This window comes from Guyparkeria sp. (genome assembly GCF_041687595.1).
In the GTDB taxonomy this organism is placed as follows: Bacteria; Pseudomonadota; Gammaproteobacteria; order Halothiobacillales; family Halothiobacillaceae; genus Guyparkeria.
Window position 1 is genome coordinate 1 of sequence record NZ_JAWLBP010000033.1, and the last position, 23080, is coordinate 23080.

Annotated in this window: 19 protein-coding genes, 1 tRNA gene and 1 pseudogene; 9 read left to right on the forward strand and 12 right to left on the reverse strand. The window is 65.5% G+C overall.

What is annotated here, in order from left to right; all coding sequences use genetic code 11:
- The coding region (locus tag ACESL5_RS06480; protein WP_372591961.1) for a class I tRNA ligase family protein at positions 1–522 on the reverse strand (522 nt) is incomplete at its 3' end.
- A gap of 158 nt (positions 523–680) precedes the next feature.
- On the opposite strand from ACESL5_RS06480, the gene ACESL5_RS06485 reads away from it, so the two are divergent.
- The gene (locus ACESL5_RS06485) at positions 681–1199 is read left to right on the forward strand and encodes a zinc ribbon-containing protein (protein WP_372591962.1); all 519 of its coding nucleotides are present in this window, start codon (positions 681–683) and stop codon (positions 1197–1199) included.
- A 9-nt stretch (positions 1200–1208) separates the two neighbouring features.
- On the opposite strand, the gene ACESL5_RS06490 is transcribed toward ACESL5_RS06485, so the two are convergent.
- The 7 genes from ACESL5_RS06490 to ACESL5_RS06520 all read right to left on the reverse strand — a co-directional run bounded on the left by ACESL5_RS06490 (position 1209) and on the right by ACESL5_RS06520 (position 8825).
- A complete protein-coding gene (locus tag ACESL5_RS06490; protein WP_372591963.1) occupies positions 1209–1868 on the reverse strand; it encodes a hypothetical protein in 660 nt (219 codons plus the stop codon).
- 137 nt (positions 1869–2005) lie between these two features.
- A complete protein-coding gene (locus tag ACESL5_RS06495) occupies positions 2006–2455 on the reverse strand; it encodes a CBS domain-containing protein (RefSeq protein WP_372591964.1) in 450 nt (149 codons plus the stop codon).
- A gap of 34 nt (positions 2456–2489) precedes the next feature.
- Positions 2490–3056, reverse strand: a complete 567-nt coding sequence (locus ACESL5_RS06500; protein WP_372591965.1) for an HPF/RaiA family ribosome-associated protein — start codon at positions 3054–3056, stop codon at positions 2490–2492.
- 163 nt (positions 3057–3219) lie between these two features.
- Entirely contained in the window at positions 3220–4068 is an 849-nt protein-coding gene (locus tag ACESL5_RS06505; RefSeq protein WP_372591966.1) for a hypothetical protein, read from the reverse strand.
- 128 nt (positions 4069–4196) lie between these two features.
- Positions 4197–6458 (reverse strand): nitric oxide reductase activation protein NorD, encoded by a 2262-nt coding sequence (locus ACESL5_RS06510; RefSeq protein WP_372591967.1) that lies wholly within the window; start codon positions 6456–6458, stop codon positions 4197–4199.
- Between the two features lie 16 nt (positions 6459–6474).
- Entirely contained in the window at positions 6475–7287 is an 813-nt protein-coding gene (locus tag ACESL5_RS06515) for a CbbQ/NirQ/NorQ/GpvN family protein (protein WP_372591968.1), read from the reverse strand.
- 152 nt (positions 7288–7439) lie between these two features.
- A complete protein-coding gene (locus tag ACESL5_RS06520; RefSeq protein WP_372591969.1) occupies positions 7440–8825 on the reverse strand; it encodes a ribulose-bisphosphate carboxylase in 1386 nt (461 codons plus the stop codon).
- Between the two features lie 153 nt (positions 8826–8978).
- Between ACESL5_RS06520 and ACESL5_RS06525 the strand changes: the two genes are divergently transcribed.
- Both ACESL5_RS06525 and ACESL5_RS06530 read left to right on the forward strand, forming a co-directional pair.
- Positions 8979–9899, forward strand: a complete 921-nt coding sequence (locus ACESL5_RS06525; RefSeq protein ID WP_372591970.1) for a LysR family transcriptional regulator — start codon at positions 8979–8981, stop codon at positions 9897–9899.
- Positions 9900–9985: 86 nt separating this feature from the next.
- Entirely contained in the window at positions 9986–10486 is a 501-nt protein-coding gene (locus ACESL5_RS06530; protein WP_372591971.1) for a GlcG/HbpS family heme-binding protein, read from the forward strand.
- 104 nt (positions 10487–10590) lie between these two features.
- Here the strand turns inward: ACESL5_RS06530 and ACESL5_RS06535 are convergent, their stop codons facing one another.
- Complete coding sequence (locus ACESL5_RS06535; RefSeq protein ID WP_372591972.1) at positions 10591–12903, reverse strand: S8 family peptidase; 2313 nt, start codon at positions 12901–12903, stop codon at positions 10591–10593.
- A gap of 2 nt (positions 12904–12905) precedes the next feature.
- Entirely contained in the window at positions 12906–13211 is a 306-nt protein-coding gene (locus tag ACESL5_RS06540; protein WP_372591973.1) for a hypothetical protein, read from the reverse strand.
- Positions 13212–13949: 738 nt separating this feature from the next.
- Here ACESL5_RS06540 and ACESL5_RS06545 point away from each other — a divergent pair.
- Together ACESL5_RS06545 and ACESL5_RS06550 are read left to right on the forward strand one after the other, a co-directional pair.
- Positions 13950–14459 carry a CIA30 family protein gene (locus tag ACESL5_RS06545; RefSeq protein ID WP_372591974.1) on the forward strand — a complete coding sequence of 170 codons (510 nt, stop codon included), beginning with the start codon at positions 13950–13952 and terminating at the stop codon, positions 14457–14459.
- A gap of 214 nt (positions 14460–14673) precedes the next feature.
- Positions 14674–15981 carry a peptidoglycan-binding protein gene (locus tag ACESL5_RS06550; RefSeq protein ID WP_372591975.1) on the forward strand — a complete coding sequence of 436 codons (1308 nt, stop codon included), beginning with the start codon at positions 14674–14676 and terminating at the stop codon, positions 15979–15981.
- A gap of 447 nt (positions 15982–16428) precedes the next feature.
- On the opposite strand, the gene ACESL5_RS06555 is transcribed toward ACESL5_RS06550, so the two are convergent.
- Positions 16429–16504: transfer RNA gene (locus tag ACESL5_RS06555), tRNA-Ala, on the reverse strand.
- Positions 16505–16715: 211 nt separating this feature from the next.
- On the opposite strand from ACESL5_RS06555, the gene ACESL5_RS06560 reads away from it, so the two are divergent.
- Positions 16716–17207 (forward strand): low molecular weight protein-tyrosine-phosphatase, encoded by a 492-nt coding sequence (locus tag ACESL5_RS06560; protein ID WP_372591976.1) that lies wholly within the window; start codon positions 16716–16718, stop codon positions 17205–17207.
- A gap of 79 nt (positions 17208–17286) precedes the next feature.
- On the opposite strand, the gene ACESL5_RS06565 is transcribed toward ACESL5_RS06560, so the two are convergent.
- Positions 17287–20184 carry a ribonuclease E/G gene (locus ACESL5_RS06565; protein WP_372591977.1) on the reverse strand — a complete coding sequence of 966 codons (2898 nt, stop codon included), beginning with the start codon at positions 20182–20184 and terminating at the stop codon, positions 17287–17289.
- A gap of 673 nt (positions 20185–20857) precedes the next feature.
- On the opposite strand from ACESL5_RS06565, the gene ACESL5_RS06570 reads away from it, so the two are divergent.
- The 3 genes and pseudogenes from ACESL5_RS06570 to ACESL5_RS06580 form a co-directional block, all read left to right on the forward strand.
- The gene (locus ACESL5_RS06570; RefSeq protein WP_372591978.1) at positions 20858–21925 is read left to right on the forward strand and encodes an RluA family pseudouridine synthase; all 1068 of its coding nucleotides are present in this window, start codon (positions 20858–20860) and stop codon (positions 21923–21925) included.
- A 3-nt stretch (positions 21926–21928) separates the two neighbouring features.
- Positions 21929–22648, forward strand: a complete 720-nt coding sequence (locus tag ACESL5_RS06575; protein WP_372591979.1) for an HAD-IA family hydrolase — start codon at positions 21929–21931, stop codon at positions 22646–22648.
- 30 nt (positions 22649–22678) lie between these two features.
- Positions 22679–23080 (forward strand): annotated as a pseudogene (locus tag ACESL5_RS06580) (hypothetical protein); the annotation flags it as partial.

Sequence of the window (23080 nt, forward strand, 5' to 3'; positions counted from 1 at the left end):
GCCGTCGATGACCTGCTCGTTGGCCAGCACCGTCTGGTCGACCGGGTCCCAGTTGACCACCGCGGTCTTCTTGTAGGCGAGCCCCTTCTTCACCAGGCGAGTGAACAGCCATTGCTCCCAGCGGTAGTAGTCCGGGTCGCAGGTGGCCAGCTCGCGGTTCCAGTCGTAGGCAAAGCCCAGGCGCTGTAGCTGACCGCGCATGTAGTCGATGTTCTCGAAGGTCCAGCGCGCCGGGGCTGCCTTGTTCTTCAGTGCGGCGTTCTCCGCCGGCAGGCCGAAGGCGTCCCAGCCCATCGGCTGGAGCACGTTCTTGCCCAGCATGCGCTGGTAGCGGCTGATGACGTCGCCAATGGTGTAGTTGCGCACGTGCCCCATGTGCAGTCGGCCCGAGGGATACGGGAACATCGACAGGCAGTAGAACTTCTCGCGGGTGGGATCCTCGCGGACGTGAAACGCCTGCGTCTTTTCCCAGAAGCTTTGCGCCTCGTCCTCGATCTTCGCGGGGTTGTATTGCTCGTGCATGAACCTGGAAACGTCTACCTTGCGTGTGTGGGCCGGCCCGATTGGCCAGAACAGCTTCAATCGGCCACGATGAAAGGCGACTAGAATACCGAAACGAGCAGTGCTCTGCCCAATCGCCTTGGCAGAGCACCTCGACCGGCACCATGGAGGCATACCGAATGACCGACACCAACCCGCGCGAGCACGAGCACAGCGAGACCTACGAGGCCCTGCGCCACGGCTATTACCAGTTGCTCGAGCGCATCTACTCCCGCCTGCTCGACGAGCCCGACGAGAAGCCCGCCGACCGCGAGCGTATCGCCCGGCTAGCCGAGGAGGAGTCCGCGTCGCTCGAGCAGGAGGACTTCCGCCACGAGATCGTCGAGGCGGTGAAGGATGACCTCGAGCATACCCGCGAGGCATTGGCGACCGAGGGACACGACGTGCGCGACACGCTGCGCGACTGGGCCGGCGACGTCGGCGCGAAGCTGCTGTCGATCGCCGACCACACCGACGTCACCCTCGAGCAGCTCCGGGTCGAGGCCGAGCGCACCCGCCCGCGCGAGTGGCGAGCCGGTCATGTCACCAGCCCCAAGCGCCTCAAGTGCGTCGACTGCGGCGCGATCCTGCACCACGACACCTTCGGCCCGGTGCCGAAATGCCCCGAGTGCGGTGGGGAATACTTCCGGCGGGCCTGACCGCGGGGCTCAGCGGCGCCTGAACAGACGCGGGTTGCCCTCGAGAAACGCCGCGATCCACTGCTCGAGGAACGATTTCCCCGCGGCCACCTTCAGGTAGCCGTAACCGAGGATGGCGATCACCGCCGCCCCCACGGTATCGACGATCAGGTCCAACATCGTGTCCGTCAGCCCCGACGGGTCGTCGAGCATGGCCTTTTGCATGTTGGTGCCGACGATCTGATCCATCACGAACTCGAAGATCTCCCACAGTGCCCCGATGGCCACGGCGAAGGTAAAGGCGAACAGCGCCACGAACCCGGGCGTCATGTGGAAGCGGATGCTCTTCTTCTCGTTGAGCACGTACACCATGAGGAAGCCCACGATACCCAGAAGGAAGCCCGAGGCGGCGTGCAGCACGACGTCCCACCACCAGAAGCGCGTGTAGTAACCGTGAATCTCGCCGAGAAAAAGCGAGGCGAAGATGAACACGGTCGCCAGCAGCTTGAACTCCGCCGGAATGAAGACCACGAACCGCCTCATCAGCAGCGGGGCGAGGGTGAGCAGCAGAATGAAGACCGTCATCACGGCGGTCAGCCACTGCTGTTCCCAGATGGCGAAGGCCAACTCGATAAGCATGATGACCTGGAGGACCAGCGTGATGCGCTGGTGAATCAGCGGGTTGCGCATGAAGCTCGACTTGCTGAAGAAGAATTTCCTCACCGCCCATGGCGGCAAGTGAGGGGGTAATCACGAGTAACGGGAGGCCGACACCCCTTGGCTGGAAATACGGAACGACCGGGGTCAACGACCCCGAAGGGATTGGATCAGGGCCGCCGTTTCGCTTCCATCTTGCGCTGGCGATTGACCACCCCGGCCAGTTGCCCTTGAAGGCCGCTCAGCAGTTCGGACAGGTCATCGATCGTCAGAATGCCACCGAGCGACCCATCGGCCTCCACCACCGGCAAGCGGCGCACCGCCTTCGTCTCCATCAGTTCCATGGCGGCGAACAGGCTGTCACCCGACTCCACGGTGGACAGGGGGGCCGAGGCGACATCCCGCACGGCGAGGTCCTCGGCCGCCAGACCCGGGATCAGAACCTCCAGCATTAGGTCACGGTCCGTGACAATGCCCACCGGCATACGCTTGCCGTCACGTTCCTCCACCACGACCACGTTCCCCACGTGGTACTTGCGCATGAGCTCGGCGGCCACCTTGACGGACTCGTCCGTGTTGATCACCACCACTTCGCGATTGCAGACTTCACCCACTCGCATAGACACCTCCCTTGGCCCGGTAAGGGCCTGATCGTCAACCGACGGCGTGCTGCTTGCCCTCGACGTGCACCGTACTCGCCGTCGGCCCTTCCTCTCCCTGCACCTCGACGAAGCGCACGGACTCGCCGCCCTCGAGCTTGTCGAAGTCGTAGTCGACCACGCTGTTGCGGGTGAAGGAGACCTCCCGCCCGTCCGCCGCCAGAATCACGCCGTATCCCGTGGCCGGCGCCAGTTCGATGATCCGGCCATGCGGCGGCGTCTCGTGATACTTGACCTCGCCGCGCTGCTTGGCCGCGTAGGCCTGCAGCTGCTTCCCCATCGCGTCGAAGGCGTCACGCACGGCCACGTAGGGGTCCTCGTGCGCGTACTGGTTTCCGGGATCGCGGCTCACCGCCAGTTCCCGGTTGGGGACGGTCAGGTCGATGCGGGCGTTGTACAGGTTTCCCTTGTGGTGTCGCCGATGGTCTGCCTCGACCACCACGTGGCAACTCATGATGCGATCGAAATAGCGATCCAGCTTGTCGGCCTTCTCTCGAATCATGTCCTCCAGGGTCTGCGACCGATCCATGTTCCGGAACACGATTTCAAGGGGTAACTTCATTGCACGCTCTCCTGCACATCTCGTGGATGGCCAAACGGTTGAGCCCGACAGGGGCACGAACACGGGGCATGAAGTGAGTGTAGGACAGCTTTCGCCGATCACACGGCAGATGGTCGTCTCGCTAGACGGATGGCCGGAACGGTGGTCACGACCGGGGGAAAGACTAGAAGCGGTACTCGGCCGAGACACCGATCGTGTTGATCTGCAGCCGGTTGGACTGGGGCAGTTCCTCGGCCTCGTGGTGGGACAGCCCGAGCCGAATGTCCAGCGCCCCGAAGCGTCGACCGGCTTGCAGCGCGACGCTGCGGCGAAATTCCATCGCGTGGTGGGAGACGCGGCGCCCGTCGGCCGCCACCTCGAACGCTCGTCGGCCTGCCAGCCCCAGGGTGCCGTGCCAGGGACCGCGTTGCGCGCCGATCTTCAGGTAGGGAGCGAGATAGTGATCCCGGGCGTTGGCGATGTAGACACTTCCGCCGTTGTCATCGAGACGCTGGTAGCCGGCTCCGACGGCGATGCTCAGTCGCATGCCTTCGAGCGGAATCCCCCGGATGATGCCGGCCTTGATCTGCGACACCGAGAAATCGTCGTAATCGCTGTAGTGGTAGCCGGCCTTGACCGCCGTGTTCGGGACCAGGCCACGGTACAGGAACGTGGTGCCGTAAACCTGCCCGCCATCGGTCGGCGCGAGATTGTCGTCGATCACCAGGTAGCTCAGTCCCCAGTCGATATCGGGTGTCAGGCTGAAACCGACATCGACGTGGTACTTCTCGACCCGCAGATCCCGCGGAGCAAACCGGTCGATCGACGCACGCTGGTAGCCGGCGCCGAGGCGCCAGCGGTCGAACGACCGGTCAATGATCAGCCTGTCCTCCCGCGCACTGCTCTTCTCGGCCGAGCCGTTGTAGTTCTTGTACAGGCTACCTACCTGCACGCCGAGGTCACCGCTGCCGAAGGCCAACGGCGAGAGCAGGAGAAGGGAGAAGAACAGGAGATGTCCTGACGGTTTTTTCATCATGGCTTTTCCGCGATGGATCCCGGCAGGACGATGCCTGCCACAACGGGACGGCGCTCTGGGCGCCGGCCGTTGTGGCAGTCTAATAACTCGTGTTTATTGTTACAAGATAACGTTTATCAGGAAGCTTATCCGGTCAGTTGCATGAACAACCGCGGCAGCGCCTCGGGCAGTCGCTCGACCCGGTCGACCACGGTGTGGTGATGACCGAAGATGTCGGCCACATACTCGTCCGCGCGCGGGTCGAGGCTGATGCACCACGTGAAGATGCCGTCGGCATCCAGCGACTTGACCGCCTCGCGGGCATCGGCGATCAGCCGCCGGGGATCACGCACGTCCACGTCGTGAGGCTCGCCATCGGTGAGCACCAGCAGCAACTTCTTGTCGCTGCGGCGGTGAGAGAGGAAATGGCCGGCGTGGCGGAGGGCCGCCCCCATGCGGGTGGACATCCCGGCCTCCATGCCCGCCAGACGAGACTTGACGTCCGCCCCCCAGGGCTCGTCAAAACCCTTGATGTGGCGGTAGCGCACTTCGTGGCGCGTGTTGGAGTCGAACCCGGCGATCGCCAGGGGATCCCCGAGCGCCTCCACCGCCTGGCCCAGCAGGGAGACCGCGGTCTGGCTGAGCTCAAGGATGGTCTGGCTCGAGCCCTCGGGGCGCTCGCCGATGGAAGCGGAAAGGTCCACCAGAAGCGAGACGCTGATATCGCGCTCGGCCGGACGGTGACTCATGTTGACCCGGGGGTCGGGCTCGGCCCCGCTGCGCCGGTCGATCATGGCCCGGATGGCCACGTCCAGGTCCAGTTCGCCTCCCTCCTCCTGGTAGCGAACGCGCTCGCGGTTCTGGGGTTTCAACAGGTCGGCGACCTGACGAAGCTGCTTGGCCAGTCCCTGGTGCTTCTCCAGCAACGCGTCGACATGTGCGGCCCGGCCGGAAGGGTGAAGGCTGTCGAACACGCTGACCCAGTCGGGACGGTAAAGCCGACCCTCCGAGTCCCACTCGGGATAGAGTCGCGGCGGCAGGGCGTAGTCCCGCCCGGGCTCGTCGTCATCTGCGCGGGCGGCATGGCGGTCGAACAGCTCCTCCTCGTCACCCTCCTCGATGAACCGCCACAGGTGGCGATTGTCATCCCGAAACTCGACCCGTTCGGGCGGGAACCACACCTCGGCGAAGGCATCCGACGGGCGTCGGGTGCGCGCCATGAAGGCCACGCCCAGCTCGGCGGCATCCCGAGTGCGCGAGTTACCTTCCGCCATGCGCTCGTGGAATCGGGCCACGAACTCGTCGATGACCGTGTCCTCGTACCCGTGGCCGCCGGGATCGAGCAGCGCGTAGGAAAGCATCATCAGCCGGTGGTTCACGCAAGACTGCCGTGCGGGGTCGCAGGCATCCGCCTCCACCCGGGGGTGAAGGGCCAGGAAAAGCCGGCGCAGGCCCGGGTAACGTGCCATCGCCAGGTATTCCACCCGGGCGTCCTCGAAGACCTCCATGGCCAGTCGCTGCATGGGGCTGTAGTTGTCGGCGACGATCGTCTCGCTCCACTGCCGGTGAGCCATCATGTGGGCAAGCAGTGCCCGGTAACGATCGATGCCCGAGATGCCCCCGTGATCGTCGAAGAGATCGGGAACACGCAGCCCGTGCTCGTCGAAATACGGGCGCTGCGGGGTCTCCGCCTCCAGCGTCGGGTACGGCACGAGGGGCTCGTCGGCCGCCCACAGGGCCTGCAGGTAGTAGCCCAGTCGGCGCTCGTTGTCGGCCAGCAGGGTGCCGTGCCGCTCGCGCTGAAGGACGGTACGGCTGTCCGCCGAATCGAGGCCGAAGTAGGCCTTCAGGCCATCGGGGTCGTTGGCATGCACCCGGGCGCCGAAGCGGGCCCAGTTGGCCAGCCCGGCCAGGTTGAGCCAGGCCAGCACCCGGGGAGCGGTCTCGAAGAAGCGATCCAGCACCGGGCTGGGGTGGATGGCATGGTGGCCGTGGATCGACGGCGTGGTCTCGCGCATGACCTCCAGGCCGAGGTCGAGGAAGGCCTGCATGGCATCACGGCTTTCCAGCCGCCGCGCCACGGGCAGCATGGACTGCAGGAACGGCACCACCGCCGGCGCGTTGGTGGACGTGGCCAGCTTGTAAGCGTAGTGGGCCAGATCCCCAATCATGGCCTCGCCCACCAGTACCGCCGTGTCAGGCCCCTCCTCCAGGTACACGAGAACTGGCTCGACCCCCTGCCCCATCATGCACAGCAGGTTGGCGCCCTGGAGGAAGTCGTCCATGGCCCGGTCTGAAGCCAGCTTCTCCAGAGCGTTGCTCAGACAGGGATCGAAGATCTCCCGAGCCTGGTCGAAGCCGCACTTGAAGCGGTCGCGATAGGCCTGACGGATCGAGTCCTTGGGCATCGGTCGGCTCCCCGGCTCAGCCGAAGACGGTGTCGATGGCGTGATACAGCGTATCCCGGATGTCGGAATCGTCCGTCAGCGGCACGACCATGGCCATGCGGGCCGCCTCCGCCGGCTCCATGCCCTTGCCGATCAGGGTAGCCGCGTAGACCAGCAGCCGGGTGGAGATGCCCTCGGCCAGACCGTGTCCCTTGAGGTTGCGCGCCGTGTCGGCAACCTGCACCAGCTTGGCAGCCGTGTTCTCGTCCAGGCCGGTCTCCCCGACAATGATCTCCCGCTCGACGTCGGCACCCGGGTAGTCGAACTCGAACCCGGCGAAACGCTGCTTGGTGGACTGCTTGAGGTCCTTCATCAGGCTCTGGTAGCCGGGGTTGTAGGAGATCACCAACTGGAAATCCGGATGCGCCTCGACCAGTTCGCCCTTCTTGTCCAGCGGCAGGTTGCGGCGATGGTCGGTCAGCGGGTGGATGACCACCGTGGTGTCCTGGCGGGCCTCGACGACCTCGTCGAGATAGCAGATCGCCCCGAAGCGCGCGGCCTGGGTCAGCGGGCCGTCCACCCAGCGGGTGCCCTCGGCGTCGAGCAGGAAGCGCCCGACCAGGTCGGCGGCGGTCATGTCCTCGTTGCAGGCGACCGTGATTAGCGGTTTGCCCAGCTTCCAGGCCATGTACTCGACGAACCGCGACTTCCCGCAGCCCGTCGGGCCCTTGATCATTACCGGCATCCGGGCCGAGTAGGCGGTCTCGTAGGCCGCGACCTCACGGCCCTGCGCCTGGTAGAAGGGTTCCTCGGTAACGCGGTACTGCTGGATGTCGAATGGTTCGCTCATTGCCTGACCTGTCTGCTTGCGTGAGTACTGTCCCATTCCCCAGCGGACTCATTGCCGCAGAGAAACGCTCGGGAATGGGGGAAAGAAAAGACCGCCCCGAAGGAGCGGTCGGATTGTGGACGGACGGCAGCGACCGTCCGTCGAAGCCGGGCTTACTTGTGTACGCCTAGCTTCTCGCGCCAGCCCGGGAAGATGGCGTCGGCGTCGTGCGGGAAGGACTCGAACGCCCGCGCGAATTCCTTGTGCTCCTTGGCGAACTCGATCGGGTCGGCACCGGCCTTCCAGCACTCGTAGGCCTGGCGCAGGGAGGTAGCGCCGGCAGCCGGGGAGTCGATGTGGCCGTAGGCGCCGCCACCGGCGGTGTTGATCACGTTGGCGTGGCCCAGGTTCTCGAAGAAGCCCGGCAGACGCAGCGCGTTCATGCCGCCGGAGATGATCGGCGTGGTCGGCTTCATGCCGTACCACTCCTGGTGGTAGACCGGGCCGTCGACGGAGTCGCGCTCGATCATGTAGGCAATGTCGCGGTCGTCCTTGCCGCCTTCCATCTTGCCGTAGCCCATGGTGCCGACGTGGATGCCGGACGCACCCTGCAGGCGGGACATCTTGGCCAGAACGAAGGCGGTGTAGCCGCGCTTGGCGGACGGCGAGGTCACGGCACCGTGACCGGCACGGTGGTAGTGCAGGTACTGGTTCGGGTACTGGCGACGGGCGGTGGTGATCATGCCCGGGCCGCCGACGTAACCATCGACCAGGAAGGCCACCTTGTCGGCGTCCTCGCCGAAGGTCTCGAGGATGAAGTCGGCGCGAGCGCACATCTCGAAGTGGTCGTCGGCGGTGATGTTGGCGGAGAACAGCTTCGCCTCGCCAGTCTCGTCCTGGGCGCGCTTCATGGCATCGGCCACCAGCGGCATGACCTTCTTGAGCGGCGAGAAGGTCTGGTTGCCCTGCGGCTCGTCGTTCTTGATGAAGTCACCGCCGAGCCAGAACTCGTAGGCCGCCTGCGCGAACGGCTCGGGACGCAGGCCCAGCTTCGGCTTGATGATGGTGCCGGCGATGTAGCCGCCGTCGACAACCGGGCGGTCCAGGATGCGCCACATGTCGGAGATGTCCTTGGACGGGCCGTCGAACAGCTCGATGGCACGCTTGGGCATGTAGAAGTCGACCATCTTGGCGTGCTCGACGTCACCCATACCCTGGTTGTTGCCGATGGTCAGGGTCAGGAAGGAGACCAGCATCATCCGGCCGTCGGTCATGTTGCGGTCGAACAGCTCGATCGGATAGGCGATCCGCATGTCCTCGTTGGCCTCGTCGATGTGGTAGACGAGTGCATCGACGCCCTTGGTGAAGTCGTCGGTGGTGGAAACTTCGACGTTGGTGCCCGTGGACGATTCGGCCGCGAAGTGGGCGGCAGTCGCCAGGTAGCCGTGGCCGGGCTGCGGCTTCATCTGGTAGGCGACGAGGATGTGCTTGCCACCGGCAATCAGGTCCTCTTCCTTCAACGTGAGATCGGCGTAACGGCTGGATTGATCGTGAGCCATGGTGTCCTCCGGATTGGCATGAAGCGACGGCGGCCGGGTATGCATCGGCCACCGGGGATGCGTTGCGGAAAGCACCATAATCGGTGGGGTTTATAAATAAAATTCAGAGTTTATAATCAGGCTCAAAATTCTAGCTTATAATCAGTTTTTCTTATGATCAGACTAACCCTGCGCCAACTCGAGATCCTTGAGGCCGTCGCCCACCACGGCAGCTTTTCCCGCGCCAGCAAGGACGTCCACCTCACCCAGCCGGCGGTCTCCATGCAGATCAAGCAGCTCGAGGAATCCCTGGGCCTGCCCCTGTTCGAGCATGTCGGCAAGAAGATCCACCTCACCGAGGCGGGCAAGGAGACCCTGGCGACCAGCCACGCCATCGGCCGGGAGCTCGACAACCTGGAGCACACCCTGGCTGACCTGCGGGGACTGAAGGGCGGAACCCTGAAGGTCTCGGTGGCGAGTACCGCGAGCTACTTCGCTGCGCGGCTGATGGCCCTCTTCCGGCAGGTTCACCCCGAGGTGCGCATCAGCCTGAACGTGGTCAATCGGGCCATGCTGCTCCAGCACCTGACCAACAACAGCGTCGACCTGGCGCTGATGGGACGGCCACCGGAGGGGCTGGGCCTGACCGCCCAGCCATTCATGGACAATCCGCTGGTGGTCATCGCCTCCCCGAGTCATCCGTTCGCGAAGATCCGGAATATCCCCCTCGCCCGCCTTGCCGAGGAACCGCTGGTCGGGCGCGAGCCGGGCTCGGGCACGCGCGGCGCAGTGGAGAATGTCTTCGCCGAGCACGGTCTCGAGCTAAAGGTCGCCATGGAGATGAACAAGAACGAGGCCATCAAGCAAGCCGTGGAGGCCGGCCTCGGTCTTGGGGTGGTCTCCCTGCACATCGTCCAGTCGGAGCTGGCCTCCGGGGAGTTGTGCGTGCTCGACGTGCAGGGTTTCCCGCTGATGCGCGAGTGGTACCTCGTCCAACGCGAGGGCAAGCGCCTCAGCCCGGCCGCGCGGGCCTTCTCCGAGTTCGTGCTCAGCGAGGCGAAGCACGCCGCGCAGCTCGACGCGACGGCGTCATAAAAACGTTTCATCTCAGTGGGATAATGCATCCCCGGTGTTTCCCGACTATAGGTAGTGGTGCGTAACCACCGAATAGGAGAAACATCATGAGCAAGGCTCGCGCAACCCTTCTCGCCGGCACCGTGCTGGCGATCGCATCCTCGCCACTGCACGCCGCCGAGGGGACCTTCGATACCCCGGCCGTGGTCCCGGAAATCGCCGTCAAGGCGGTAGAGGCAGCCGTGGAGGCCTGCCGTGACAAGAACGCACAGGTCACCGCCGTGGTGGTGGGCCCGGGGGGCACGCTCCAGGCACTCAAGCGGGATCGTTATGCCGGCCCGCATTCCGTGCAGACCGCCACGAGCAAGGCCTGGACGGCGGTGAGCTTCCGCACGGACACCATCGAACTGGGCGACAGCACCGGGCCCGGCCAGGCAAGCCACGGCCTCCAGAATCTGGACGGCGTCACCATCCTCGGCGGCGGCAAGCAGATCACCTCGGAGGGCCGGATCGTCGGCGGCATCGGGGTTTCCGGCTCGGCCGATGGCGCCACCGATGACCAATGTGCCGCGGCAGGCATCGAGGCAATCCAGGACGATCTGCTCTAACCCGCCCGGCAACGGGCACACCGATACAAAGAAAGCCCTTCCATCCTGGAAGGGCTTTCCTTCGTTTCAAGGGCCCGTTTATCGTTCCACGGGCCTCGCCGGCTTCAGAAACGGCGGCTGGTGAGCAACACCAATCCGTGATCGGCACCGGCCCTGAGTCGATTGGCCGCGTTCTCCATCCGCATCACGTTGATACCCAGCAGGGTCTTCTTGCCGATACGCTGACGATAACCGAGCTCGTAGTTGCGCGGGGCGTCCGCGCCGTTAAAGCCGATGTCGTCGACGCGATAGGTCACCTGCCCGTCCACGGTCCGCCCGGTGGCCAGTCGCATCGTCGCCTCGCCGCCGGTCAGGTGCAGGGGTTCGCTGGCGACGAAGGCGATGCGCTTGCGCCCTTCATTGAAGTCATAGCTTGCCCCGATCGCCATCTGCTCGACGTCGGCGTTCAGATCGGTGATCACGCTGTGATTCAGCCCCGCCACGGCGCGCCCCGACTGGTAGTGGGCAAAGGCGTTGAAGCCCCCGACCTGCGCGTTCAGCCCCAGTTGCATCAAGCCCACGTCCGAGCCGCCCTGAGTGGACACCCCGCCGGCTCCGGTCATGCCGAGAAAACCGGCCGTTTCGGTCAGGCGCGAATAACCGGCCGTCAGGTCTACGCCATCGACAAGCTCCGCCCTGAGCCCCACGGCGATGTCACTGACCCGGTTCGGGCGGTCCGTCTCCGACAGCGACAGGCGCTTCTCGCCCTGCCAAAAACTCGAAGTGAGGGACAGTGGGCCGCCGAGCGGTACGTCGACGTTCATGCCGTAGGCCGAATCGATCTGGTCGGCCATCGGCGTGTTGCCCGCATAGGAGAGCATCGACATGCCGGTGTATCCGCTCGCGTCCGGCGCGGAGGCTCCGTGGCCGAAGTGATAGACCATCATGCCGACGTCGTGTGAATCAGGATCGGTACCGAAGCCGGCCAGGGCCACCCGGCCACCGGCATCCAATCCCACCGTTTGCATGGTGCCGCTTTCCTCGTCGCGATAGCTGGTCATCGGGTCGAACAGCCCCGCGGTGAGGAACTGGCTCATGCGAAAGCCCAGACCCTGTGTCGGATCCACATACCGATTGACCATGCCCGACAGGTCGGCCGTGTAGTTCCGGCCCAGGTCATCGAACACCTGGACGTCCGACAGGGCGGCCGCGATCTTCTCGCCGGCATCGCCCAGCCCCGCGGGAACGGCCATGGCGGTCTCGTCGATCGGCGCCCCGGAATCGGGGTTGTCGGAGTCGGGCACCGTCGAGGAAACGGCCACCGTCGGTGTGCCGGACGGTTCGAGGGCGGCGGCAACATCCACCCTGCCCTGGCCAAAGTTATACAACCCACAGTCCGTAGCCCCGCCGGCCCCGCAGGAAGTATCGCCGTAATCGTCGTCGGGATTGGCGTTCTGGTTGGCGAAGGTCCGGTCGGCCGTATTGAGAAGGTGTTGTGCTGCCTCTTCCGGCGTCCAGAAATCCCAGTACGCCAGCAAGGTCGCCAGCGCAGCGGACACTTCCGGGGTGGCGACCGAGGTGCCCAATACCTGGGCGTATCCATCCCCCGTCCCGGCCACGGCGGCAGTCTGGTAGCCCTTCGCGACCAGGAATCGTCCCTGGACATCCGCGTTCTCCCCCGCGTAATTGGAATACGAGGCCCGCTGTTCGCTCTCGTCGAGAGCCCCGACGATCAGCGTCTGCGTGTACATGGGGTTGGAACGGTCCCAGGTCGTGTTTGCGTCCAACTCGACCGAGACGTTCGCGCTGGCATTGCCCGCCGCCACGACCGCGACGGCCCGGCTGGCGTCAATGACGCTGAACCTGCCCAAAGACGTGATATCCCCAGATTGCTGCGCGGCGTAGTAATTGGACACGGGATCCACGGCCACGGCATCCATGCTCAGGTTGAGCACCCGGTCACCCGACGAGGCCGCATCGGCAGACGCCCTGAGCACATCCGAGGTGTAGAACGCCGCCCCGTCGTCGGTGAGCGGCAGGCGGTACGACGAAAGCGTGGCGTTGCCGGAATAGCCGATGTCCCGGCCGGCAATGATGCTGGCGACCACCGTCCCGTGACCGTCCGTGTCGGTACCCGGCGCGTTATCCCCGGTGTAGTCGATGCCCCCGCTGTAGATGGCATCCCCGACGTCGTTGTCGCCCTGGAATTCGCGGTGCGCGGTGTCGATCCCCGAGTCGATAACGGCAACGTTCACCGACCCGGCGACCTCGCCATCCGCGGTTCTCTCCACGGTCGCTCGGTTTCCATCGAAGTAATACGAGGGTGTATCGAAGTCGGTCTCGGGGGGAGGCGATGAACTGCCGCCCCCGCAGGCCGTCAACGTGGCCACGGACGTGGCGCTGAACAGGATGAAGATGAATCGCGGATGGGTATGCATGATCACGGCCCTCCCGGTTCCGGCTCGCACTGGCTGGCATCCAGCACGAAGTTGCCGTCCTTGTCGCGGTACCAGATAGCCGCATCCACCGCGATTCCTTCGCGGGTCGGCTTCTTGGTGTACTGGGTGCAGCCTCGGGAATCGACGCCAACCGGAACGAAAATCACGTCAGGGTGTTCATCCGAGACGACCCCGTCGGCACTGGACGTGGGCTCGGGGTCCGAGGGAAGACGGCCATCCTGGGAACAGGCGGTCATCGACAGAGGGATGGCCAGCATGCTGGCCGCAAGGAGCTGCCTGGGTTTCATGGTCTCGATGCCTCCACCATGTTGCAGCCGGCACATCCGGTCTGGTATTAGAGAAAAGCATCAAAATCCGTGACTTGCCAATCAAATCCACTCAAGGACTCACCGTCTCGGCAAATACCCCGGGATTTCTGACCGGGCACGGACACCCCGGCGACTTCGTCGAAATCAGTGCGATTGGGACAGAACCCCGACGAAACAGAACGGAACGCAACACATGACCGTTCTCAAAGCCGTGAGAGAGGATGAAAGTCGCCGGCAACCTGAGGCTGCTTTTCTCTCGACTGTTCCACGTGGAGGGCCGCCTCACTGCTTGAACGTGATGGCGGCAACGAAATATCGTTTCTTCTCATTGACTGGGCTCCGGTTCTAGAGATCGAAGCCGTCTTTTTCGTCATGCTCTATCTGGCAATATGCTCTCCCCTCCACTACTACAAGAAGACCGGCCCGGTGCTGGATCAAAACTGAGGTTGATTGCACTTTGCGGGAAACGCGGCACGGATCTTCAGGAAGAAGTACACCGTTTCGAGGTAACCAGAAGCGATCCGCTTGATGACCTTCGCTCCTCCTCCGGCTGGTTGACGAAGGCGTTGCGAATGCCCTGCGCCATAACCTGCAGGGCAAAGCGCCGGCCACCGCGCTCCGCTTCCACCCAGTGCGCCCGGTCTTCCACTGCCGATCCGTACACCGCCAGCACGGTGGAACCGAGCACCTGCAAACCGGAAGACCACGGGAGGTCCGATGACACGCTTGATCGATTTTCAGCACGCGGACGAGGCGCTGCGCTGGCGAGCCATCAACGATGACGTGATGGGCGGCATCTCCCGAGGTCACATGCAGGTGGAAGACGGCATCGGCGTGTTCAGCGGCGAGATTTCACTCGAAAACGACGGCGGTTTCGCCTCGGTGCGCCGAGAACCCGAGACGTTCGACCTGAGCGGGCAGGCAGGCCTGGCGCTCCATGTGCGAGGCGACGGCCGCCGCTACCAGCTACGCCTGCGCACCAACCGGCTCTTCGATGGTGGCGCCTACCGCGCTCTGTTCCAGCCACCGGCAGGCGCGTGGCAGCGCATCAACCTGCCCTGGCACGAGTTCGAAGCCGTCTTCCGCGGCCGCCGGCTGGAGCACGCCCCGCCGCTCGACCCCGAGGCAATCCAGCAGCTGGGACTGCTTATTGCCGACCGACAGCCGGGGCGCTTCCGGCTGGAAGTGGCGTGGCTAGAGACGATGGACGACGAATCGACGCAGTGATAGGCAACTCGATGCATTGCGTCTTGTCGCCAGACCCGACCAGGCGGCGCGGCACCCTGGCCTGCGTCACCGCGCATCTTGCCTATTCTGATACTAACCTCGAATGAACAGGATGTCCGTCGCCTGCCTGCGACAGTCGATCAGGCAGCGGCCTCCCTGTCTTCCCGCCATCCTGCCGCTACGGATGACAAGCCCGTCCATTGGAGGCATGACCGTGATCACCAAGACCCTCGCACTCAGTCTTATCCTTTTTGGTTCAATCGGATTGGCCAACGCCGATTACAACGACGCCATGCGCCACTTCGAGCAGCAGGAGTACCGCCAGGCACTGCAGCAATTCAGTGACGCGGCCAGAAGCGGCGACCCCGATGCACAGTACATGCTCGGCCGCCTGCATGCGGCCGGCAACGGAACCACTCAGGATTTCGTCCAGGCCCACAAGTGGTACAACCTGGCCGCGGCCCGCGGTCACCGCCATGCCGCCGAGGCACGGGATTCGCTGGCCGAACGAATGACGGACAGGCAGATCGCCGAGGCGCAGCAGGCGGCACGTGCCTGGCAGGCGGAGGGGGCACCGTCTCCGCAGGCGACACCGCAATGGCGGCCCGACGTCGATTCCCTGTCCAATCGGGAAGTCGTGACCGAAATACAACGCGAGCTCAATCGACTCGGCTACGATGCCGGCCCGACGGATGGCGCCATGGGAGACCGAACCCGCTACGCGATAAGCCAGTATCAGGCCGACATGGGCATGACTCGCACCGGGCGCGCATCGACCGACCTGCTGAAACGCTTGCGCCAGACGGAGAAGGAAGATGGGGCCGCGCCTTCCGGGCCGCAAACCGACGCCTATTCCCGCGTCGTCCTGCAGGACGACTTCAGCGACGGAGACTACCGTCGCAATCCACCCTGGACGGTGCTCAGCGGCGATTTCGAGGTCGGTGAGAACGGATTACGCAGCATCGTGGATACACAGCGGGCGAGCGATCGCGAATCCGGCGGTCTGAGCACCGATCGCCCGGAGGAGTTCGGTCTGGCCATGCTGGAGCTGATTCTCGGTCAGACCGGCAGTGACAGGCAGGGCGAGGTAACCACCCCGGTGGTGCCGGCACATATCTTCGTCAATGCGCCCGTCGACAATGCATTCCGAATGGAACTGGAACTCGCCTCCCGCCAGCAGACTGGCAGCCTGGAAATGGGGCTCTTCCAGGGCAACCGGCCCAATGGAACCGGCTATCGCCTGGTGTACTCTGCCGGCTTGCAGCCGGGGCTCAGCCTGTTCAGGCTGATTTCCGGAAACGCCGTGATGGTTGCCCGCCACGACGACAGGCTCGGCCTCGAGGACCAGCGGTTCCACAGCATCGTCTGGACCCGCGACGAGAGCGGACAGATGCAGGTTTACGTCGACGGCCGACGCCTGCTGCGCGTACAGGACACCGGCCTGCGCGACCCCTTCCAGGGCTTCGTGCTCGCAAACCAGGGCGGTGATTACACCCTGCGACGGATCAGGCTCGAGGAGTAGGCGCCCGTAACGGCCCATTCCTGGTGGTGTCGCCCCCCTCCGTTCGCCAGCCGAGCAAATTCTCGGCTGGGCCAGGAGCCGCATTGTTTGGATTCTCCGGATCGTGTTCCCGCCAAGCCACAAGCCGATGTCTGGTGGGTATCCGTTATGTTCCACTCCCGCCCGAATGCCGCCGGGACCAACGTCACTGGCAACACCTCATCAAGGCATTCGTGTCTCGGCCACACCGAACAAGGACACGCAGGGCGTGGCAATCCGACGCCTTGGCACGGGCCGCCATCGTGGAATCGCGAAATCGACCGGCGATGAGAAACAAATAACGTCCCGCACAGAAAAAGGCCGCAACCCTGATGGCTGCGGCCTTTCCGTTTTCTTCCAACCGCCGCCCCGAAACGGGTCAGTGGCTGGGTCGGGAAACCAGAATAACAGGCTGGCTTCCCTCTAGTTTGGTGGAGCCAGGCGGGATCGAACCGCCGACCTCCTGCATGCCATGCAGGCGCTCTCCCAGCTGAGCTATGGCCCCTCGTTCCCGAGGAATGCGCGCATTGTACCGAGCGGACGGAGCCTGTCAACACCCCCTTTGCCACATCCTCGACGTGGAACGTCGACGGCCCGGCCGATCCCGTCCGCACTTACCCAAGCGCACCGTATTTTGATTACATTACGGGTCACGCGCGTGCCCCACCCGCTTGCGGGCGCACGCCAGACAGCCATCCAATATCCGAGGACACGTCATGACATCAAGCACGGATACCAGCGTTCTGTTCGTCTGCATGGGCAATATCTGCCGGTCTCCCACGGCCCACGCGGTATTCGACCGCCTGGTCCAGGAGGCGGGGCTCGCCGAGCGCATCCTGATCGACTCGGCCGGTACGCATGCCTACCACGTGGGCAACCCGCCGGACGAGCGCGCCATGCAGGCCGCCCTCGCCCGCCAGTACCGCATGGACCACCTCACTGCCCGGCAGGTCAGCGAGGCGGATATCGACCGGTTCGATTACGTGCTCGCCATGGACCGCGCCAACCTGGAGATTCTGCACTCGCTGGCCGGCGACGAACGTCGCCACAAGCCGCGACTGTTCATGAGCTACGCGCCGGACTACGGCATCGAGGAAGTGCCTGACCCCTACTACGGCGGGGCACGCGGCTTCGAACAGGTGCTGGACATGGTCGAGGAGGCCGCCGGCAACCTGCTGGAGGATATCCGCGAGCGACACCTCCGCTGAGCACGGCCACTTCCCGCAGACAGAAAAATGCCCCGCGGATTGTCATCCGCGGGGCATTTTCATTTCGGGGCGGGCCGACCTAGCTGCCGCGCCGCTCCTGATCGGGCGTTTCGGCCCGGGTGTCGTCCTTGTCCGACTCGGTCTTCGAGACCTCGGCCTTATCGGCCGCGGGCGTCGGCGCTGGCTGGCGTTCAACTTCGTCGGCCTTGGCCGGCGCGGCCGCCTCCGGAGTCTTGCCCATGTCGGCCGAGGATTCGTCGCTCGTCGGAGCGGCCGGGGCCTTCTCCTCGGGAGCCTGCTCGGCAGGAGCCACCTTTGCCGGCGCCGCCGTTTCGACGCTTTCGGTGCCGGTCGGCTCGGTCCTGGCCGGTTTCGGCTCCGATCTGGCCGGCGCTACCGGTTCGGCGGTCTTGCCACCTGCCGCCGGCTTCTCCGGCGTCGGTGCCTCCTCCGGCTGTTTCCGTTCGGCGGGGTTCGTCGCCGGCTCGCTGCTTGCCGCCGGAGCGTGTTCCTTCTCGGCTGCCGGCCGTGGAGACTGTTCCGTCTCGGCCTTTACCGGCTCGGCGGGCGGGGCCGGCGTGGCGGGAACGGCCTTGGGAGCGGCGGCCCGGGCGGCCTTGGCATCACCGGCCTTGACCAATCGGTCGCTGCTTTCCAGGCGAACCGCGGCATTGGGCGGCAGGTCCTCGGCCACGCCCTTCTTCCTGGAGACGTCCAGCGGCAGATCCGGCCCGTCACTGACCGGCGCGGCGAGCTGCTGCTCGACCATCTGGCGCTCGCGCTCGCCCATCGGCGGCGGCGTGCGGGGCTCACCGCCCTTCGGTCCGCGCTGCGCACCGCCTCTGCCGGCCGGCTTGCCCTTGTCCTCGGGCTTCTCGGCACGGGGCGGCTCGAACTTCGGGGCCTTGCCCTGGGTCTCGGCTTGAGGGGCCTGCTGTGGGGCACCCTGCTGGCCATTGCCACCCCGGCGACCGCGACCCCGACGACGCCGGCTGCTGCGGCTCTTGCTCCGCTGGCCTTCCTGGTCCGCCTTCTCCCCGCGAGCGGCGTCCTTGCCACCCTTTTCCTGGCCGCCCTTGTCCTGGCCGCCTTTTTCCTGGCTGGCCTTGCCCTGCTGGGCAGCGGGCTTGCGACCGGATTTCCCGGAAGGCTTCTCGGTCGCCTTGCGGGCCGACTTGGCCTTCCCGCCGGCCTTCTCCTCGGCGGCCTCTTCCTCGGCACGGGGTCCGAACAACTGTCCGACCACACGACGCAACAGCGAAACCGCGCCGTTGGCCGCCTTGGGACGCGCGGGCTCGACCGCCGCCGCTTGGGCGGCACGTGCCGGGGCCTTCTCCGGCTTCTCGTCGCCTTTCCGGGGCTTTTCCGCTGCCGGCTGCGCCGGGCGCGGGATGGTCTGTACCGCGGCCTTTTCCGCCTGTCGGTGACGCGGCTCGTGGGCGGGCGTCTCCACGGTAAGCGGCTCGATCAATTCCTGGACGTCGCGGCCCTTGGCCTCGGTATCGTCCGAGCGAACTCGCTGGATATCGTAGTGCGGCGTCTCGAGGTTGATGTTCGGGATCAGCAGCAGGTCGACATTGTTGGCCCGCTCGATCTCGTTGATCTGGTCACGCTTCTCGTTGAGCAGGTAGGTCGCCACGTCGATCGGCACCTGGGCGATCACCTGGCCGGTATTGTCCTTCATCGCCTCGTCGACCAGCAGGCGCAGGATGGCCAGCGACAGCGACTCGACCGACCGGATCACGCCCTGCCCGTTGCAACGCGGGCACATGTGCTGACTGGATTCCTCCAGCGAGGCGCGCAGGCGCTGCCGCGACATCTCCAGCAGGCCGAAGCGCGAGATGCGGCTGGTCTGAACGCGGGCGCGATCGTACTTGAGCGAGTCGCGCAGGCGGTTTTCCACCTCGCGCTGGTGCTTGGAGGAGCCCATGTCGATGAAATCGATCACGATCAGCCCGCCCAGGTCCCGCAAGCGCAATTGCCGCGCGATCTCTTCGGCCGCCTCCAGGTTGGTGTTGAAGGCGGTGTCCTCGATGTCCTGACCCTTGGTGTTGCGCCCGGAGTTGATGTCGACCGCGGTCATGGCCTCGGCGACGTCGAACACCAGTTCACCGCCCGAGGGCAGCGTGACGTTGCGTTGGTAGGCGGACTCGATCTGGGACTCGATCTGGTAGCGCGAGAACAACGGCGTGGGATCGTCGTAGAGCTTGATCTTCTCGGCGACCTTGGGCGTGACCATCTGGACGAAGTCCATGGCCTGCTGGTGGATGGTCGGCTCGTCGATCAGGATCTCGCCGATGTCGTTGCGCATGTAGTCGCGCAGCGCCCGGATGATGAGGTTGCTTTCCTGGTAGATCAGGAAGGGGGCCGGGCGGCTCTCGGCGGCCTCGCGGATCGCCGTCCAGACCTGGACGAGATAGTCGAGATCCCACTGGAGTTCCTCGACGTCGCGACCCACCCCGGCGGTGCGCACGATCAGGCCCATGCCAGCCGGCACGTTCAGCTGTGCCAGCGCGGCCTTGATCTCGGCGCGGTCATCGCCTTCGATGCGGCGCGAGACGCCGCCGGCCTTGGGGTTGTTGGGCATCACCACCAGGTAGCGCCCGGCCAGGCTGACCAGTGTGGTCAGCGCCGCGCCCTTGTTGCCACGCTCTTCCTTCTCGACCTGGACGATCAGTTCCTGACCTTCCTTGAGTGCGTCCTTGATGATCGGACGGCCCTTGTCGTCGACCGCCTTGGGGTCGAAGTACTCGGGCGAGATCTCCTTGAAGGGCAGGAAACCGTGGCGATTGGCGCCGTAATTGACGAAGACGGCCTCGAGACTGGGCTCGATGCGCGTGATGGTGGCCTTGTAGATGTTGGCCTTCTTTTGCTCCCGTGACGGGGTCTCTATGTCGATGTCATAGAGGCGCTGCCCATCGACGAGCGCAACGCGGATCTCCTCGGAGTGCGTTGCGTTGATCAGCATTCGTTTCATGAAAATGGTCTCGACGTTTCTGCACGTGCCACGGCAGGCCTTCGGAGGCGCCCGGCAGGTGACTTGACTTGATGGAAACGTCCCGATGCACCGGCTTTCGCCACGCCGCGACCCGCGAGGCCGCGAATGAACGCGACATCGACGGCAGCCGCCCGATCACCATCAGGGGATACAGGGCGACAAGCGGCAGGGAGAAAAGACGGATAAGACGCATTGGATCTCGGGACGTGATACGCGTTGATCGTTCTTGCCACTGTGAACAAGCGGCAGCCCGAGGCGGGTCGTGCCCACCGGCACCCGCCACGGACAGTGGTCGGGAACCGGGGTGCGGGCAAGCGGGGGTCTGGCGCAACACGCGCCGGCATTCGGACTCCCGGGCACTCGCTGGCTGCCGGTGGCCTGCGGCGCGTGCCGTGCCACCTGACTTTTGTCACAGTGCGCTGATACTATCACACTCCGCACGGCGCACCCCGGGAACCTCCGATCGAACCCGAACACCGCCCAAGCGCCCGCTCAGGACACGGCCGGGGAACCCGGCGAGCCCGCGTGGCATCCGGAGGCAGGCAGGGAACTCCGGTCCCGGAAGCCGCGTCTCATTTCCCCGGCCGCGTGCGCCCTCGCCGCCTTCGGCCGGGTGACCGACCCGGCATTCAATCCATACATGACGAGCTCGATGACGGCCCGACGACATCCCGAGATCCCAGCCGCACCCGCCGGCGAGAATCCGCCCGCCGACCGACCGCGCGTCAGGCTGGAGACCGTCGACGAACGCAGCGACGGTCAGCGGCTGGACAACTTCCTCCTGCGCGAACTCGGCGCCCAGCACGACAAGCAGCCTCGCGCGCTGATCTACCGGTTGATCCGCAAGGGCCAGGTCCGCGTGAACAAGAAGCGGGCCAAGCCGCACTCGCGGTTGCACCCGGGCGATGTCGTGCGCATCCCGCCAGTGCGGGACCTGCGTGGCGACCCCTCGGCCGGCAGCACGCGGGCAACCATCCCCTCGGGCTGGCTCGAACGGGTCGAGGGGATGATTCGCCACGAGGACGAGGCGATGCTGGTCATCGACAAGCCCGCCGGCCTCGCCGCGCACGCGGGCAGCGGCTACGACTTCGGCCTGATCGAGCTGTTGCGGGCCGCGCGGCCCAACGCGGGCATGCTGGAACTGGCCCACCGCATCGACCGCGAGACCAGCGGCCTGATCGTGGTGGCAAAGAGCCGCGAGGCCCTGCTGGCCCTGCAGGAGGCCTTTCGCCCCGAGGGCGAGGCGAAGAAGAGCTACCTCCTGGTCTGCCACGGACACTGGCCTCGGGACCTCCGGTCCGTCACCGCCCCGCTCATCAAGGAACAGGGCGAGGGCCGTGCCCACCGCGTGACGGTCGATAGCCGGAACGGCAAGTCGGCGCGCACCGACTTCGAGGTGCTCGCCCGGAACGCGCGGGAGCCCAGGGCAACACTGCTGCGGGCAACCCTGCACACCGGCCGCACCCACCAGATCCGGGTACACTGCCGGCATGCCGGTCACCCGATCGTCGGGGACAGCAAGTACGGCGACCGCAAGCGGGACCGCGAGCTGGGCGGCAAGCGCCCGGGGCTGATGCTGCACGCCCACCGGCTGACCCTGACGCACCCGACCCACCGCGGCCGGCTGACGATCACCAGCGAACCACCACGCGAATGGGCCGGGGTACTCGAACGTACCGGCCTGGACTTGAATTCGCCCCATCCGCCCCAATCAAACTGAACCATGAACGACATCCCGGATTTCACCCGCCGCCCCGAGCACCTCGGCGAGCTGCCGCGACTGGTCATCTTTGACTGGGACGGCACGCTGGCCGACTCGACCGGTCGGATCGTCTCCGCCTTCCAGCGGTCGCTCGAGCAGTTGTCCCATCCGCCGCTGCCCGACGAGGCGATTCGAGGCATCATCGGATTGTCGCTCGGCAACGCCATCGCCGAGCTGCTGCCCGACGTCGACGCCGGGTTCCACGACGCCCTGGCCACCGAGTACCACCGACAGTATTTCGCCATCGAGGAACCGGTCGCCCTGTACGCCGCGGCGGAGGACCTGCTCAAGGGACTGGGCCAGGCCGGCTGCCTGCTGGCGATCGCCACCGGCAAGTCCCGACGCGGGCTCGATCGCGCGCTTGCGCAGACCGGCGCCGGCGACTACTTTCACTGCACCTGGACGGCCGAGGAAAGCCAGTCCAAGCCCCACCCGGCGATGCTTGAGGCCATCCTCGATTACACCGGCAGCCGCCCGACGGAAGCCTGGATGGTGGGTGATACCGATTTCGACCTGCTGATGGCCCGCCATGCAGGTACCCACGCGATCGGCATCACGCACGGGGCCCACCCCCGAGAACGCCTCGTCGCCGCCCGTCCCGACTGGCTCGTCGACCACCTCGCCCAACTCCACGACGCCGAGCGTCACGAGCCGGCCACGGTGACGAAGACGAGCACCTGACCCCGAATCCACTGCAACCCGGACATCCACATGAACGAGCAGAAACCACCCGAAGACCTGCGCATCGACCCGCCCGACGGCCACGACTACACCCCCGGGGACCCGGTGGGCACGGGTCCGGCCCGCCAGCAGGCGAAATCGTCGCCGGAAAAGCCCTCGGACTGGGCCCGTGACGCCCTGCTGGACATGGCCCGCCACGGTCTGATCGAGCAAAGGCGCGCCCGGCGCTGGAAAGTCTTCTTCCGTTTCGTCTCCGTGGCGCTCGTGGTCTGGTCGCTGACGCTGGTCACGCTGCTGTTCACGGCCGGCGACCGCGACCCGCTCTCTCCCACAGAACCCGTGGCGGCCGTCATCGACATCAGCGGCATGATCGCCGCGGGCGAGACGGCCAGCGCCCGGCGGATCGTGCCGGTGCTGGAAAAGGCGTTCGAG